This window comes from Flavobacterium sp. P1_E4, from assembly GCF_056405915.1.
This window is the reverse complement of sequence record NZ_JBFUBE010000012.1, coordinates 109,177-126,219: the sequence shown is the minus strand read 5'-3', so window position 1 is coordinate 126,219 and position 17,043 is coordinate 109,177. Positions and strand designations below refer to the sequence as shown.

15 protein-coding genes and 3 tRNA genes are annotated in these 17,043 nt (G+C 34.1%); 10 read left to right on the top strand and 8 right to left on the bottom strand.

Annotated elements, in window-relative coordinates; all coding sequences use genetic code 11:
- The coding region (locus AC1DY0_RS12615) for a transposase (protein WP_477188948.1) at positions 1-321 on the bottom strand (321 nt) is incomplete at its 3' end.
- A 141-nt stretch (positions 322-462) separates the two neighbouring features.
- On the opposite strand from AC1DY0_RS12615, the gene AC1DY0_RS12610 reads away from it, so the two are divergent.
- The 3 genes from AC1DY0_RS12610 (at position 463) to AC1DY0_RS12600 (ending at position 2,826) form a co-directional block, all read left to right on the top strand.
- The gene (locus AC1DY0_RS12610; RefSeq protein ID WP_477188947.1) at positions 463-1,362 is read left to right on the top strand and encodes an alpha/beta hydrolase family protein; all 900 of its coding nucleotides are present in this window, start codon (positions 463-465) and stop codon (positions 1,360-1,362) included.
- A 189-nt stretch (positions 1,363-1,551) separates the two neighbouring features.
- A complete protein-coding gene (locus AC1DY0_RS12605) occupies positions 1,552-2,100 on the top strand; it encodes a hypothetical protein (protein WP_477188946.1) in 549 nt (182 codons plus the stop codon).
- A 306-nt stretch (positions 2,101-2,406) separates the two neighbouring features.
- A complete protein-coding gene (locus AC1DY0_RS12600) occupies positions 2,407-2,826 on the top strand; it encodes a DUF2141 domain-containing protein (RefSeq protein ID WP_477188945.1) in 420 nt (139 codons plus the stop codon).
- 278 nt (positions 2,827-3,104) lie between these two features.
- Here the strand turns inward: AC1DY0_RS12600 and typA are convergent, their stop codons facing one another.
- Positions 3,105-4,901 carry a translational GTPase TypA gene (gene typA / locus AC1DY0_RS12595; protein WP_477188944.1) on the bottom strand — a complete coding sequence of 599 codons (1,797 nt, stop codon included), beginning with the start codon at positions 4,899-4,901 and terminating at the stop codon, positions 3,105-3,107.
- 173 nt (positions 4,902-5,074) lie between these two features.
- On the opposite strand from typA, the gene AC1DY0_RS12590 reads away from it, so the two are divergent.
- Together AC1DY0_RS12590 and AC1DY0_RS12585 are read left to right on the top strand one after the other, a co-directional pair.
- Positions 5,075-6,790 (top strand): PAS domain-containing sensor histidine kinase, encoded by a 1,716-nt coding sequence (locus tag AC1DY0_RS12590; RefSeq protein WP_477188943.1) that lies wholly within the window; start codon positions 5,075-5,077, stop codon positions 6,788-6,790.
- A gap of 2 nt (positions 6,791-6,792) precedes the next feature.
- Complete coding sequence (locus AC1DY0_RS12585; RefSeq protein WP_477188942.1) at positions 6,793-7,200, top strand: response regulator; 408 nt, start codon at positions 6,793-6,795, stop codon at positions 7,198-7,200.
- A gap of 182 nt (positions 7,201-7,382) precedes the next feature.
- Here the strand turns inward: AC1DY0_RS12585 and rpsT are convergent, their stop codons facing one another.
- The 5 genes from rpsT to proS all read right to left on the bottom strand — a co-directional run bounded on the left by rpsT (position 7,383) and on the right by proS (position 9,547).
- The gene (gene rpsT, locus AC1DY0_RS12580) at positions 7,383-7,634 is read right to left on the bottom strand and encodes a 30S ribosomal protein S20 (RefSeq protein ID WP_310008077.1); all 252 of its coding nucleotides are present in this window, start codon (positions 7,632-7,634) and stop codon (positions 7,383-7,385) included.
- 36 nt (positions 7,635-7,670) lie between these two features.
- A tRNA-Glu gene (locus AC1DY0_RS12575) sits at positions 7,671-7,742 on the bottom strand.
- A 44-nt stretch (positions 7,743-7,786) separates the two neighbouring features.
- Positions 7,787-7,858, bottom strand: a tRNA-Glu gene (locus tag AC1DY0_RS12570).
- A 41-nt stretch (positions 7,859-7,899) separates the two neighbouring features.
- Positions 7,900-7,971 (bottom strand) — tRNA-Glu (locus tag AC1DY0_RS12565).
- A gap of 97 nt (positions 7,972-8,068) precedes the next feature.
- Complete coding sequence (proS, locus tag AC1DY0_RS12560; RefSeq protein WP_477188941.1) at positions 8,069-9,547, bottom strand: proline--tRNA ligase; 1,479 nt, start codon at positions 9,545-9,547, stop codon at positions 8,069-8,071.
- 102 nt (positions 9,548-9,649) lie between these two features.
- On the opposite strand from proS, the gene AC1DY0_RS12555 reads away from it, so the two are divergent.
- Together AC1DY0_RS12555 and AC1DY0_RS12550 are read left to right on the top strand one after the other, a co-directional pair.
- Complete coding sequence (locus AC1DY0_RS12555) at positions 9,650-10,585, top strand: hypothetical protein (protein ID WP_477188940.1); 936 nt, start codon at positions 9,650-9,652, stop codon at positions 10,583-10,585.
- Positions 10,586-10,627: 42 nt separating this feature from the next.
- Positions 10,628-12,136, top strand: a complete 1,509-nt coding sequence (locus tag AC1DY0_RS12550) for an OmpP1/FadL family transporter (RefSeq protein ID WP_477188939.1) — start codon at positions 10,628-10,630, stop codon at positions 12,134-12,136.
- 107 nt (positions 12,137-12,243) lie between these two features.
- On the opposite strand, the gene AC1DY0_RS12545 is transcribed toward AC1DY0_RS12550, so the two are convergent.
- Positions 12,244-13,701 carry an amidohydrolase family protein gene (locus AC1DY0_RS12545; protein WP_477188938.1) on the bottom strand — a complete coding sequence of 486 codons (1,458 nt, stop codon included), beginning with the start codon at positions 13,699-13,701 and terminating at the stop codon, positions 12,244-12,246.
- Between the two features lie 406 nt (positions 13,702-14,107).
- Between AC1DY0_RS12545 and rimO the strand changes: the two genes are divergently transcribed.
- The 3 genes from rimO to AC1DY0_RS12530 are packed head-to-tail and all read left to right on the top strand — an operon-like array spanning position 14,108 to position 16,876.
- Complete coding sequence (rimO, locus tag AC1DY0_RS12540) at positions 14,108-15,421, top strand: 30S ribosomal protein S12 methylthiotransferase RimO (RefSeq protein ID WP_477188937.1); 1,314 nt, start codon at positions 14,108-14,110, stop codon at positions 15,419-15,421.
- Between the two features lie 34 nt (positions 15,422-15,455).
- Entirely contained in the window at positions 15,456-15,935 is a 480-nt protein-coding gene (locus AC1DY0_RS12535) for a hypothetical protein (RefSeq protein ID WP_477188936.1), read from the top strand.
- A 35-nt stretch (positions 15,936-15,970) separates the two neighbouring features.
- On the top strand, positions 15,971-16,876 hold the full coding sequence (locus AC1DY0_RS12530; RefSeq protein ID WP_477188935.1) for an N-acetylmuramoyl-L-alanine amidase: 906 nt from the start codon (positions 15,971-15,973) through the stop codon (positions 16,874-16,876).
- Positions 16,877-17,043 lie beyond the last annotated feature (167 nt).

Here is a 17,043-nt window from a genome sequence, read left to right as displayed (position 1 = left end):
GAAATCGGAGATGCTGTGATAATTGGGACGAATATCTTCCAATAGCCACTGCATTTCAATATTTCTAAGAGATTCTTTTTCTAGTTTGCGACTACTTCTTAATCCGTTGAGATAACCGTATAAATAGATTTTCAGAAACACTTTGGTATTGTAACTCGGGCGACCTTCTCCTTTGATACTTTGTATTGCAAAACCCAGCTTGGTGAGGTCAATAAATTCTACAAAAGCATCTATAAAACGAACTTGATTATCGGGACTTATAGCGTCTTCTAAACTAGAAAAACGCATCTGATGACGGGAAATTCCTGTGATATGCTGCATTCTTAAAAATACGAAAATTCCTGTTTTGACACAACTTTTTTGTTATATTTGGTGATATACAAACGGAGGTTTTTTCACAGACTGACGTTGTAGACAATACTAACGATGACCATTCAAAACATTTTTTTATATTAAACTAATATGAATATTAACTTTTTTTCTAACTCACTTCTTTGGTTGGTATTAATAACTTTACCAGAAATGGTATTTTCTCAATCGACCGACTTTACCATTCAAAATGTAAAGTTTGAAAGTCAAGGTATCACTCTTGCAGGCTCAATTTTAACGCCTAAAAGAACATTTGCAGCTGTTGTAATTGTTCATGGGTCTGATCCTGTAAAAAGAGAAATGGAGTTCGCTAAACGTCTTGCCAAAGAAGGTATTGCTGTATTGACATATGATAAACGTGGAGTTGGAGAATCTGGTGGTGTATATGTAGGGCCATCTGTTGGCACGAATAATATTGACACTACTAATCTTAATTTATTATCTCATGATGCAAGTGCAGCAGTAAAGACATTTCGAACCTATTTGAAAGATAAAAAAACACCTATTGGATTAGTTGGCTTCAGTCAAGCGGGATGGATAATCCCAATTGCTGCAAGCAAGAATCCACAAATTGAATTTATGGTTTTATTTAGTTGCCCTACAATTACGACCCTAGAACAACTTCGATTTCAGTTTTATACTAATGGAAACAATAATTTTTGGGAAAATCATACAGAATCAGAAGCTCGTGAACATATCAAAAATGATTCTGACAGGTATCAATTTACAGCTACTGACCCAAAAATTTCCTTGAATACTCTTTCAATTCCAGGAATTTGGCTTTTTGGTGAGAAAGATATACAGATTCCAGTAAAGTTGTGTATGGAGCAATTAAATACATTGAAAGCTCAAGGCAAACCTTTCGAATATGCCTTGTTTTCAACATTAGGACACAATACTTCTTCTGACAATATTACAGTACCTGTCGACATTTCAATTCAATGGATAAAACAGAAAGCCTTGAACATTAAGAAGTCTAAAGTATCAAAATAAAGCACTGCATACAACAGCTATTCCTACGGATTTGGGCAATTGGATTAATAGAAAAATGGTTTTGTATTTGGGCTGATTTGCTTCGCCAGTTCGCTATCTCTCGGGTGGCAAATCCGAAGAATGAGCTTAATTTAGTCCCAAACTCGATGTAATATCGGAACGTTAGCCGGCAGCTTAACAAAAAAAAAAATGAAAAACGGAATACTAACATCATTATCAATTTTAATCTTATTAATTATTGTACCATTTGAAACGGTTGCAAGTAATAATTTAAATCCATTGATTTTCGGTATTTCATTTGGAATAGTAAATTATAAACTGTTTAAACATCCTTTTTTAATAGGGCTTATTTTAACAATTACATTTTGTTACATATCATTTTTTACTGCCTTTTTTGGACTATTTGGAATCGGTGAAATAATAAAATGGCTAACCGATATTTTTAATTTGAAAAGTTTAGACGGTAATATATTAATTTTATTCAGCGGGTTAATTGCTTCTCTTACTCTTTACCTTTTATTTACAACGGTTTATAAGAAACAAAATATAAAAAAGGGATTTTTCATTATGCTTGCTTCCTATTTTTTAATTCCATTTATAGTTTTAATGATTCCACTTATTTTTATTAAAACAAGACCAAACGAATTTTTCGTGACTTATAATTTATCTTGGCTTTTAATTATCGGATTCTTTTTATCCTTTACTTTGAATTTTGATAAAAAAATCGATAAGGAATAAAATGGAAAATAAAGTTGACTTCATAACAGCTGCTACAACAGATTCAAGCAATAGGCTTAATGGGAAGTTGGTTTTGTATTTGGGATGATTTGCTTCGCCTGTTCGCTATCGTATTCTATGATAAAAAACAAGTGAAAATTGTTAAAACTACGATGCAAATTTATTCATGTCTATATAGGGAGCCCTTCTGTTTACTGTTGAAAATACTCTCGATATAATTTTGTTTCTGATAATGTTTAATAACACCATTTTTGAGTTCAACCATCAAAATTTTGTAAATTTAAGAGCTTATTAAAAACTACAAATATGCTTAAACATTTCATCCCAATCCTATTATTCATTTCCAGTTTTGGATTCGCCCAAAATTCAGATCTTACCGTTTCCGTTTCGGGGATAAAAAACAATACTGGATCGTTAACTGCTGAATTATACAATACCAAAGACAAATTTCTTAAAGTATCGTATAAGGCTATTTCCTCTCCAATTAAATCAAATTCGGCTTCGGTTACTTTTAATGGAATACCCAAAGGAGAATATACCGTTCTAGTTTATCATGACGAAAATAAGAACGGAAAACTGGATAAAAACTTCATCGGAATGCCAAAAGAACCTGTTGCCTGTTCCAATAATGCAAAAGGTTTTATGGGACCACCTAAATACGAAGACGCAAAATTCACAGTTACCGCCGATACTAAAATCAATATCAAAATGACTGCTGCACATTAGTAATTCTGTTCAATTTTTACTTTTAAAAATGATTCCAAAAAAGATAAAATGCTAACTCTTAGCCCTGATGGAAGCGGCATCTCCCGATTTAGAAAAACAAGGCTTTTTTGCCGTAGTTTTTGTTAATCGGGAAATATAGCGGACAGCAGGAACGATGTTTACAGATAGAGCCTAATGTCTCCGCTCCTTAATACTCAAATTCAAATTAGCTATAAAACAAAAATCCCAAATTCCAGTACTTAGGAATTTGGGATTTTAAATATTGAAATTTAAATCTTTTAGATTTTAAATCTTTTTCTATCTGTTTCAGTCAAATATATTTTTCTCAAACGAATAGATTTTGGAGTTACCTCTACATATTCATCTTTTTGAATGTATTCTAAAGCTTCTTCAAGAGAGAAAATGATTGGAGGAATAATTCTCGCTTTTTCATCATTTCCAGAAGAACGAACGTTAGATTGTTTTTTCTCTTTTGTTACGTTTACACACATATCATCACCACGAGAGTTTTCTCCAATTACCTGACCTTCGTAAATTTCGGCATTTGGTTCAACAAAAAACTTACCACGATCTTGCAATTTATCGATAGAATAAGGAATAGCTTTCCCTTTTTCCATAGAAATCAATGAACCTTTGTTACGTCCAGCAATTTCTCCTTTGTAAGGTTCGTATCCTATAAAACGGTGTGCCATAATAGCCTCACCAGCAGTAGCAGTAAGCAATTGATTACGCAATCCAATAATTCCACGTGATGGAATATTAAATTTTACAATCATACGTTCACCTTTAGTTTCCATACTCAGCATTTCACCTTTACGCATAGTAACGAACTCAACCGCTCTACCTGAAAGAGATTCTGGTAAATCAATTGTCAATTCCTCAATTGGCTCACATTTTTTACCGTCAATTTCTTTGATGATAACTTGTGGCTGACCGATTTGCAATTCGTAACCTTCTCTTCTCATTGTTTCAATAAGAACAGACAAGTGAAGTACACCACGACCAAAAACCATAAACTTATCAGCAGAATCAGTTTCACCTAACTTCATTGCTAAGTTTTTCTCTAATTCTTTTGTCAAACGCTCTCTAATATGACGAGAAGTTACAAATTTACCCTCTTTTCCAAAGAAAGGAGAATCGTTAATTGTAAACAACATACTCATTGTAGGCTCATCAATATCAATTGTTGCTAAAGCTTCTGGATTTTCGAAATCAGCGATAGTATCTCCAATTTCAAATCCTTCAACACCAATAATTGCACAAATATCTCCAGCAATTACTTGTTGTACTTTTTTACGACCAAGACCTTCAAAAGTATGAAGCTCTTTAATTCTAGATTTCATTATTGTACCATCTCTTTTTACTAATGAGATTGGCATACCTTCATTCAAAACACCTCTTTCAAGACGACCGATAGCGATACGACCTGTAAATGCTGAGAAATCTAAAGATGTAATCAACATTTGTGGAGTTCCTTCGGAAACCTTAGGAGCTGGTACATTTTCAATAACCATATCCAACAATGCTTCAACATTATCAGTTACGTTTTCCCAATGGTCAGACATCCAGTTATTTTTAGCTGAACCGTAAACTGTTGGAAAATCCAACTGCCATTCTTGTGCACCTAATTCAAACATCAAGTCAAAAACTTTTTCATGAACTTCTTCAGGAGTACAGTTTTCTTTATCTACTTTATTGATTACAACGCATGGTTTTAATCCTAAATCAATAGCTTTTTGCAATACAAAACGAGTTTGTGGCATTGGCCCTTCAAAAGCATCCACCAAAAGGCAAACACCATCAGCCATGTTCAATACACGCTCTACCTCACCACCAAAATCGGCGTGACCAGGAGTATCGATAATATTGATTTTTGTTCCTTTATATTGAACCGAAACATTTTTAGAAGTAATAGTAATACCTCTTTCGCGCTCTAAGTCGTTGTTATCAAGGATTAAGTCACCTGTGTTTTCGTTGTCACGAAATAATTGACAGTGATACATAATTTTATCAACCAAAGTTGTTTTACCGTGATCGACGTGGGCAATAATTGCAATGTTTCTAATAGCTTCCATCTGTGATTTTTAATGGGTGCAAAGGTACACTTTATTTTGATATAAAAAACCTTTACGCAATAGTTTGCTATTTTGTTAACACATAAGCACTTATTATAGACTTAAAATTAAGATATCCGAATTTATTTAAATCGATATTTTAAATTTTAACATTTATTAATTATATTTGATTAATGAAAAACAAAGCCAACCAAATAACCTTAATCTATACTCTTTCGGCATTATTTTTAGCTATCCTTAGCTTTAAATTAGCTAAACAATACTCAACCTATTTGGATTGCTACAATTTCAGCTTCATCAAAGACATATTTTTTATCACTATCACAGGAATACTTTTTAGATACATCTTATCAAAAAACGATAAAAGAAATACCGAAATCAACAAAAACCTCAGACAAACTAACGATCAATTAAAAGAGTCCAACGACAAATACGACATCGTTGCCAAAGCTACCAGCGACACTATTTGGGACTGGAAAATACCGGAGGATCACATTAGCTGGAACAGGGGAATCAAAGGGATATTTGGCTACAACCAAGATCAAGTAGGAAAAAATTCTAAGTGGTGGTTCGACAATATTCATCCAGAAGACAGTATAAAAATGTCTGTTAAACTCTATTCCTTTTTAGAACAAAAAACAGAAAAATGGCAGGATCAATATCGATTTAAATGTGGAGATGATACTTACAAATATGTATTAGACAGAGGCTTTATTCTTAAAGATGAAAACGGAAAAGCCATACGAATGATTGGTGCCATACAAGACATTACCAAACAAAAAGAAGAAGAAAATCGCTTAAAATTACTTGAAACCGTTTTTACCGAAGCCAAAGATTCTATCATTATCACACAAGCGACCTCAGATGACAATCAAATTCCAAAAATAGTTTTTGCCAATCCTGCTTTCGATAAAATGTCAGGTTACGAACATTCAGAAATTATTGGTAAATCCCCTAATTTTTTTATGGGCGAAAACTCCGATTTAAAGGAAATTGAAAAATTAACAGACTCAATAAAAAACAAAAAAGAATGCTTTCTAGAAATCATTCTTTACAAAAAAGACCAATCCGAATACTGGGTTAGATTATCATTTATTCCTGTTTACAATCTTGAACATGACCTATCACACTGGATTTCCATACAAAGAGACATTACTGAAGAAAAAAAATTAGAAAAAGAAAAAGAAATACTCATCCGAGAATTAACACAAAACAATAAAGATTTAAAACAATTTTCCTATATCACATCACACAATTTAAGAGCCCCCCTATCAAACTTGACTGGATTATTAAACCTAATTGAAGACTTCACAATTGAAGATGAAGAGTTAAAGGAAATCTTAGCCGGTTTTAAATTATCGACACATTTACTCAACGAGACTATCAATGATCTAGCCAAAGTAATCACCATAAAAGATAGCATATCTATACAAAATGAAGAATTGCGGATAAGAGATATTTTCAAAAACATTCTTAGTCAGCTCCATATTCAACTTGATAATATAAAGCCTCAATTGAATATCATTTATGGGAATGTCACCAAAATAAGCACAAACAAAGCTTATTTTGAAAGCATCTTTATCAATTTACTAACCAATTCTTTAAAATATAGATCAAAAAACAGAGACTTGATAATTGATATTACAATAAATGAAGACGAAAACAACACCATAACAATCCATTACAAAGACAACGGCATAGGTATTGATTTAGAAAGAAATAAAAATAGAATTTTCGGCCTTTACCAAAGGTTTCATGATTACCCTGACAGTAAAGGACTAGGCCTATTCTTGGTTAAATCACAAATAGAAACCATGGGAGGCACAATTAGCATACAAAGCGAGATTGAAAAAGGAACTGAATTTACACTAACGTTTAAACCCCTGTAAAAATGTTGGAACTTATCATGTGCGTTGATGACGACCCTATTACATTGATGCTTTTCAAAAAAGTAGTAGAAAAAGCCTCTTTCGCAAAAGAAATAATAAACGCTATTAATGGCCGAGAAGCAATTACCCTAATCAATAAAATCAACAGCATCTCAAATCAAGAAAAAAGACCTCAATTAATCTTTCTAGACCTAAACATGCCCGTAATGGATGGATGGGAATTTCTCGACTTATTTAACGCCTCCAATTATTTCAATCTAAATAATACTAAAGTTATCATTCTAACTTCAACCATTGACCCTGAAGACATCAAAAAATCGAAATCATACCCCAATGTTATTGAGTTTCTATCCAAACCCATCACAATTGAAATGTTAGATTATCTAAAAACTAAACTTAAATTACCTTAGACAAATAATCGTATAACCATTTTTTTCTCAGAAGCTCATAAGAGCCGTAAAATAATTGTCCTCACTTATCCAGATTCTTTCAAACACACACGCCTAACCTACAACTTCCAAACTTAATCGCTAAAATTACTCATAAAAAAAGCCCCTTAAAAAAGGGGCTTTTTTTATATAAATTATATTACTTACAATTTAGCAACATGCTTAGTTAACTTAGACTTCAAGTTTGAAGCTTTGTTATCATGAATGATGTTTTTCTTTGCTAATTTATCAATCATAGATATTACACTTGACAATTTAGAAGTCGCATCAGATTTATCAGTTGCAATTCTTAATGCTTTAATAGCATTACGAGTCGTTTTGTGTTGGTATCTATTTAATACTCTTCTCTTTTCGTTACTTCTAATTCTTTTTAGAGCTGACTTATGATTTGCCATTTTGTTATCTTTTTATCTTAATTATTTCATTTTTTGTAGTCCGTAAGGGAATCGAACCCCTGTTACCAGAATGAAATTCTGGCGTCCTAACCCCTAGACGAACGGACCAATATCCCTCTAAGTTCTGGAACATTCTAGATCAAAAAAAATTGTAGCCCGTAGCGGAATCGAACCGCTCTTACATGGATGAAAACCATGCGTCCTAACCGATAGACGAACGGGCCATTGTTTTTTTATTCTCAGAATTTCAATCTAAATATCCTTGTAGCCCGTAGCGGAATCGAACCGCTCTTACATGGATGAAAACCATGCGTCCTAACCGATAGACGAACGGGCCATTGTTTTTTGCAACAGCACTACTTCTGTAATGCGGATGCAAAAATACAACTATTTTTGAGAAGCGCAATAGTAGAGGCAAAAAAAAATTATTTTTTTTAATATGCCTTAGCAAACAGCACTCTTCCAACTGAAGATTTCCCAGTAAACACACAGCTTCCCGCTTGTTCTACCCTGTCTAAAGGAATACATCTTATTGTTGCTTTTGTCAATTCTTTAATTTTCTCTTCGGTCTCCGCAGTACCATCCCAATGTGCTGAAACAAAGCCTCCTTCGCCGTCAAGAATCGTTTTAAACTCATCAAAACTATTTACTTCTGTAATGTGAGTATTTCTATAATTTAATGCTTTTTCGAACAAATCTTTTTGAATTTGCTCTAATAAATCGCCGATATAAGTTGTGATTCCATCTTTTGAAACTACCTCTTTGGTTAAAATATCTCTTCGAGCCACTTCAAAAGTTCCGTTTTCTAAATCTTTTGGACCTACAGCTATTCTTACAGGCACTCCTTTTAATTCCCATTCAGCAAATTTGAATCCTGGTTTTTGAGTTGTTCTATTATCGAATTTTAYAGAGATATTTAATTTTCTCAACGCTTTCACCAAAACATCCACTTCTGCAGAAATAGCATCCAATTGTTCATCACTCTTATATATAGGAACAATAACAACTTGAATCGGTGCTAAATTAGGAGGTAATACCAACCCTTGATCATCAGAATGCGTCATTACCAACGCCCCCATCAATCGAGTAGAAACCCCCCATGAAGTACCCCAAACATGCTCTTGCTTACCTTCAGCATTTGCAAACTTAACATCAAAAGCTTTTGCAAAGTTCTGACCCAAAAAGTGTGAAGTTCCAGCTTGCAAAGCTTTTCCATCCTGCATCAAAGCTTCAATACAATAAGTTTCTTCAGCACCAGCAAAACGTTCTGTTTCGGTTTTCAATCCTTTTACAACCGGAATAGCCATGAAATTTTCTACAAAATCAGCATATACATTCATCATTTTTTCAGACTCTTCCACAGCCTCCGCTTTCGTAGCATGTGCCGTATGCCCCTCTTGCCATAAAAACTCAGCCGTCCTCAAGAATAATCTAGTTCTCATTTCCCAACGCACCACATTCGCCCATTGGTTAATTAATAATGGTAAATCTCTATATGATTGTACCCATCCTTTATAAGTAGACCAAATAATAGCTTCACTTGTAGGACGAACAATTAATTCTTCCTCTAATTTTGCATTAGGATCCACCATCAATTTCCCTGGTTTATCCGGGTCATTTTTCAATCTATAATGAGTTACAATAGCACATTCCTTAGCAAATCCTTCAGCATTTTTCTCCTCAGCTTCAAACATGCTTTTTGGAACAAATAAAGGGAAATAGGCATTTTGATGCCCTGTTTCTTTAAACATTCTATCCAACTCTGCTTGCATTTTTTCCCATATAGCATACCCATATGGCTTAATCACCATACAGCCTCTAACTCCTGAATTCTCAGCTAAATCGGCCTTAACAACCAACTCATTGTACCATTTTGAATAATCTTCTGCTCGTGTTGTAAGGTTCTTGCTCATTTTGAATAATTTGGCATAATATTTGTTTATATATAATTTAACTAAATAATTACGCAAAACTAACTAAATTTGTATTGTCCAACAATAAAATAATCTACCGAAATGAAAACAAATGCATTAATTACTCGGAAAACACCACTTTATTTCTTAATCGGATTTTTGAGTTTGGCAGTAACCTCTTGTGGTTCTTACCAAAATAGTTCCTATTATGACAATGACGGTGTGTATAGCACAAATGGAGAGAAAATTGTGATAAAGGACAATCAACCCAATTCAGCTTCAGTTCAATACAAACAATACTTTAGTTCTCTACAAAGCACTGGAGGATCTGGTGAAATATTTACCGATGTAAATAGTTATGGCAATAACTATAATACCGAAAACGATTCTATACAAGCACCCTCAACAGGTTATCCATCTTGGGGTAGTTCTCCTCAAGAAACAACTGTGGTTGCATACCCAGACAGCTATTGGTCTATCGGGTTTGGCTGGGGATATCCTTATTACGGCTATGGCTATGGATACCCATATTATGGTTGGGGATATCCTTATTATGGTTGGGGATACCCAGGTTACGGCTGGGGATATCCTGGATACGGATGTGGTTATCCTGGTTATGGTTATGGATACGCTCACGCAACACCTTATGCCTACAACTATAGCAGAAGAGGTTCGTCATATGGCGGGAATTACAACAATTCAATTTACAACAATAACAGAGTTAGTGCCTATAACAGAAACAGTGTTACAAGTAGAAACGGCACCTATAATAGAAACAGCACTAGCATAAGTAGACAGTCCCCTACTTTCACGAACCGAAATAGTAATACTTCATCGAGAAATTACACTCAAAATCAATCAAGAAGTTCATATTCACAAAGCCGAACTAGTACAAACAGCTCAAGCAATTACCAACGATCAAGTTATACACCTAGCAACAGTTCGTACAGAAGCAGTGGCAGCAGTATGTCTAGTGGTGGTGGCGCTAGAATGTCTAGTGGCGGAGGTGGCAGAATGGGCGGTGGCGGTAGAAGATAGAAAAATTCGAACTAGAAATTAACTAACTCTAAGCTCAACCAAATGAAAAAGAACCTATTATTATATCTAGTAGCAGGGCTAACGTTCTCTACAATACACTCACAAGAAATTAAAGATGCGATGCGTTATTCACAAAGCGAATTGCATGGAACATCTCGTTTTACAGCTATGAGTGGTGCTTTTGGAGCACTAGGAGGAGATTTATCATCCATCAATGTAAATCCAGCAGGCTCAGCTGTGTTCAACAACAATCAATTCGCTGCTACGATGGGGAATTACGACACAAAAAACGAATCTAATTATTTTGGGGCTTCCACATCGGCAAGCGAAAGTACTTTTGACCTCAATCAAGCAGGAGGCGTTTTTGTTTTCAAAACCAGAAACCCTAACAATGATTTAAAAAAATTCTCGATGTCCATTAATTACGAGAGCACCAATAATTACGACAATTCAATGTTTTCGGCAGGAATCAGTCCCTTAAATTCTGTAGCCAATTATTTTTTAAGCTACGCCAACGGCGTTCCATTAGGATTAATAAAGAATACTAATTACGCATATTTGGACAATGGACCGCAACAAGCTTACCTAGGATATTATGGATTCATTATAAATCCAGTCTCTGAAAATGATGACAAAAATGTAGCATATACTTCAAATGTTCGTCCAGGTGGTAATTACTATCAAGAAAACAGCACTTACTCCAGTGGTTATAATGGTAAACTTATTTTTAACAGCGGTTTGCAATACAAAGATTTTCTATATTTTGGTTTAAACCTGAACTCACACTTTACTGATTATGTACAAAATACCAACTTCTACGAATCCAATAACAACACTTTGGATTTAAATGACAGAGTAAAGAGTTTAAATTTTTCAAACAGCTTACATACTTACGGAGCAGGCTTTTCATTCCAAGTGGGAGCTATCGCAAAATTAACGAATGAAATGCGTTTAGGTTTTGCTTATGAATCACCAACATGGTATAATCTACAAGACGAACTTTCGCAAAGATTAACATCCATTAGCAGTAACATCACAGGAACACTTCCTCCTGATGTAGTTGATCCATTTGTTATTAATTATTATGCCCCTTATGATCTACGCACTCCTGGGAGTTTAACTGGAAGTTTTGCCTATATTTTTGGAAAATCAGGTTTAATCAGTTTGGATTACAAATACAAAGATTATAGTTGTACTGAATTTAGCCCAACAAACGATCCTTATTACAGAGGTTTAAATAGCGCTATGCATAATGCTCTTGGCAGTAGCAATGAAGTAAGAGTGGGTGCCGAATATAAAATACAAAAATTCAGACTAAGAGGCGGATATCGTTTTGAAGGAAGTCCGTACAATGACTCCGCTACTATAGGTGATTTAAACAGTTTTTCTGGAGGTTTAGGATATAATTTTGGTTCTATAAAACTTGACTTTTCGTATGTAAACGTTCACTCCACATCACAAAATCAGTTCTTTTCACAAGGATTTACAGAAAGCGCTCGAATCAATACATCCAAAAACAATTTCACTATGACTTTTGTATTTGAAATGTAAAAATACACACCTAATTAAAAATAAAACCGGTTTTGATTATAAAGTCAAAACCGGTTTTATTTTTAATCTTTACCTGAGATTATACATCCACCTAGATTTAAAAATTACTACTGACCTTCTTTATTTTTATCTAACTTTATTTTGGCGTTTTTCACATTTTGAAGAAGCTGATTCAATGCTTTTCTATCAAAAAAACGTCCTTTGGTGTAAACTCCTGAAATATGCTCTACAGCATGAATGTCTTCCAAAGGGTTTTTCTCCAATAATACAAGATCTGCTGTTTTACCAATATCAACAGACCCCATCATATTGTCCTTTTTCATAAAACGAGCACCATTTATGGTGGCGGAACGCAAAACATCTATTGGTTTTAATCCAGCATCCTGAAACAACATCAATTCCTGTATCAGCGATTGTCCTGGATAAACAAAAACATTTAATGTTGCCGCATCACTACCCGCCAAAATTTTTATACCCGCCTTATATATATACGGAATTTGGCTTTGCAAAAACAAGTACTTTTTCTTGCGCTCGGCTATTTGTTCTGGAGTATCATTCTTTGAGCGTTCTAAACGCAATATATAATCCTTTACGTATGCTTTTGTCAAATAACTCACCATCAAACTATCTTTTAGATAATTATTTTCACCCATAAACGCCACTTGTCGACCTCCAATAAGTGTTGGAGTAACTGACAACCCCTTGTTTCCAAGTTTTTTATAGTTTTCATTGGCCATTTCCTGATTAAAAGTGGCTTGATATAATGTATTAGCTTGTGCCTTCGTTATTTTTCCTGCCTTTAAATCGGAAACTATTGATTTTTCATCATAGCCCTGTCTTAAAAGATAACTGGAATGTTCAACGCTTGAAAAACCAGCATCAACCATCTCTTCTAATGTTAAATCAATAGGAACATGTCCAGAAACGATATATCCACGTTTATGTGCAGCTTCAATACTCTTTAGAAACAATGGCCCTTGTAATGCACTTTCTGTAATTTTAATAAAATCCACATGTCTTTTATCTAACTTATCTAAAGCTATGTTGAGTTCCGCTTCATTACCAATTTCATAATCTCCTTTCCATTTAGAATTAATTCCTTCCAGTTTTATGCCAGCCGTAAAAATAGTAGGCCCTAGCAATTTCCCTGAAGCCACCTCATTGCGCCATTCCAAAACTTGCTCCCCCAAATCACTGGCACAATCTCTCACTGTTGTAATACCATAAGCAAAAAATAACGGAAGCAAGGCTTTATTATCTTCAACCAAATGTTCTCCTTCCAAGTGTATATGCATATCCCAAAGACCTGGTATAAGGAATTTATTCCCTGCATCAATCATATTTACAGCTGATACATTTTTTTTGAGTGTTTGAAAATCACCAATGCTCTTTATTTTTTCGCCATTAATTAATACCGCTTTTTCCTTTCGTATCTTACCCGAAAGAACATCTACAATTTGTGCGTTATAAATCAGATATTGTTTATCAACCTTTTGAGCTCTTGAAGCTATTATACCGCTTAAAAAAACAAAGACAACTATTATTTTGAGTCGAAACTTATTCATAAATTTAAAATTTTAAGAATATCAAAAATAGTCGATTTTGACCGAATGCTGATCGTTTGGGCATATAAAAAAATTCAACTAATACGACAACAACTTTTTGACCATAATACGTTTTATCATTAAATAGCATAATCACCTGAATACTTTTTTTGTTTAGTTCTTTTTAAAAACAAAAACATCTTAAATAACCCCGATGTCCAATTGCTCTCGCAAGTATCTTTTCTTTTTTCAAGAAAAAAAGAAAAGATACTGCAGACAGCGGGACAAATGGTCTTGAATAATGTAAACATTGTGCTTCAAATTATTTTTATACTATCAAAACAGGGCATTTTGAAAGTAAACAGGCAGGGTTTGCACAAAAAATTGTAATTTTGCAAAATTCCTAAATTATCAAGGATATAATACTATGAGAACGAAGTCTTTAAAAAAGAACAAAATAAATGTGATCACGCTAGGGTGCTCCAAAAATGTGTATGACAGTGAAGTGCTAATGGGACAACTCCGTGCGAGCGGAAAAGACGTGACCCACGAGGCCAAAGCAGAGGATGAGGGAAATATTATCGTGATAAACACTTGTGGATTTATTGATAATGCAAAAGCAGAATCGGTAAATATGATTTTGGAATATGCCGACAAGAAAGACAAAGGACTTGTTGATAAGGTTTTTGTGACGGGTTGTTTGTCTGAAAGATACAGACCGGATTTAGAAAAAGAGATTCCAAATGTGGATCAATATTTTGGAACTACAGAATTACCTGCTTTATTGAAGGCTTTGGGCGCTGATTACAAGCATGAATTACTTGGAGAGCGTTTGACTACTACTCCAAAAAACTACGCTTATTTGAAAATTTCAGAAGGTTGCGACAGACCTTGCAGTTTTTGTGCTATCCCATTAATGAGAGGGAAAAACGTTTCGCAGACTATTGAAAAACTAGTTAAAGAAGCTGAAGGATTAGCAAGAGACGGTGTAAAAGAATTGATTTTGATTGCTCAAGATTTAACTTACTATGGTCTTGATTTGTATAAAAAACGTGCTTTGGGTGAATTATTGGAAGCATTAGTAAAAGTTGAAGGTATCGAGTGGATTCGTTTGCACTACGCCTTCCCTACYGGTTTCCCRATGGATGTTCTGGAAATCATGAAACGCGAACCTAAGATTTGTAATTATATTGATATTCCGTTGCAACACATATCTGATTCAATTTTGAAATCAATGCGTCGTGGTACCACCCAAGAAAAAACAACACAATTATTGAAAGACTTTAGAGCAGCAGTTCCCGGAATGGCTATTCGTACAACTTTGATTGTTGGTTATCCTGGAGAAACTCAGGAAGATTTCAACATCCTGAAAGATTTTGTCCAAGAAATGAAATTTGACAGAATGGGTTGTTTTGCTTATTCACACGAAGAAAATACTCACGCTTATTTACTTGAAGATGATGTTCCAGACAACGTAAAACAAGATCGTGCCAATGAAATAATGGAGTTACAGTCTCAGATTTCATGGGATTTAAATCAAGAAAAAGTAGGCAAGACTTTTAAATGTATTATTGACAGAAAAGAAGGAGGTCATTTTGTGGGAAGAACAGAATTTGACAGTCCGGATGTAGATAATGAAGTTTTAATTGACGCTACAAAACACTATGTAAAAACTGGTGATTTTGCTATGATTAAAATTATTGAAGCAACAGAATTTGATTTATACGGAGAACCAGTTTAGATTTTTGAATTTTTAATTTTTCAAGTTTACATTTATGAAGGCATTTAAAACAGTACTTTTTGTAGTTTTTTTATTCTTGTCGGTTAACACTATTTCGGCACAACAATATGGAAATGGTTATGGCGGTGGAGGATATGGTGGTGGAGGATACGGAGGAAATGGTTACGGTAGATCTAACCAAATGAGTCAAATGTCTCAAAGCAATCAACAAAGTGCCCCTAAACCTATTCCTGCAGAAGTAACTGCAGCAAAAATTGTAGACTATTACAAAAAAGAACTTAATCTAGATGCTCTTCAAGAAATAGTCCTTAATAATATTTACACTAAATCACTTAAAAAGCAAGAGGCTTTAATAAAAAAAGAAAGCAGCGACGAGGAAAAAGAAAAAGAATTTAAAGTTCTTGGGGAAATGACTGATTTGGAAGTGTTGGATATATTAAACAAAGACCAAAAAGCAAAATATCAAATTTTGAGCGAGGATCGAAAAAATAAAATAGAATCTAGAAAACACTAAAAATTTGCTATAAAAACATTTTTGAAATGCCTACCATGAAAAAGCACATTTACTATATCATTCTTCTCCTCTTTATTGCTTCCTGTGCAACAAAAAATCCTCATAAAGAAACTGAAAAGGAATACAATGCACAAATAAAAAACTTAAAAGAAACCATATCTGCAAAAGAAGCTGTTCCCTTAAAAAGCGAACCAAGTGTAGTAATCGACAGTGTTGCATATCGATACAAAAATCAATTACTTAACTATAAAGATACTCTTTCTAAAACTGACGCTAATATTTTACAAAATGGTATTGCATCTGAATGGGTAGGTACAGTCAATTTTAATTTAAGAAAACCCAATTTCATTATCCTTCATCACACAGCACAGGATTCTTTACAACAAACAATAAAAACCTTCACCTTAAAAGACACTAAAGTTAGTGCTCATTATGTGATTGCCAGAGACGGAAAAGTAGTTCATATGCTCAATGATTACCTAAGAGCTTGGCATGCAGGAAATGGATCATGGGGAAAAAACACCGATATTAACTCAAGTTCTATTGGAATTGAATTGGACAACAATGGTTCTGAACCATTTTCAGACACCCAAATTAATACTTTATTGGCTCTTTTGACCAAATTAAAAAAAGACTACAATATCCCTACACAAAACATAATTGGACATGCCGATATTGCGCCAACAAGAAAAAAAGACCCAAGTGCTTTATTTCCATGGAAGCTTTTAGCCTTAAATGGTTTTGGGGTTTGGCCAGAAGATACTCTTGAATGTCCTCCCACTGATTTTAATGTTGAGCAAGGTTTACAAGTAATAGGATACAATACCAAAAATCTTTCGGCAGCTATCATGGCATTCAAACTTCATTACATCCAAACTGAGGTTAATGATATTTTGGACGAAAAAACGATTGGCACTATCTACTCGATTTATAAAAAATAAAAAAAAATCAATATATAAAAAACGCTTTTTGATCCTTCAAAAGGCGTTTCTTCTTTTATGTTACTCCGAAACGTATTCTTTATCAATAGCCCTTAAACTTGAAAGCAGAAATAAAAACACCATTCTATACAATAACATTCTCATTCCATACTTTATCTAAAAAGATT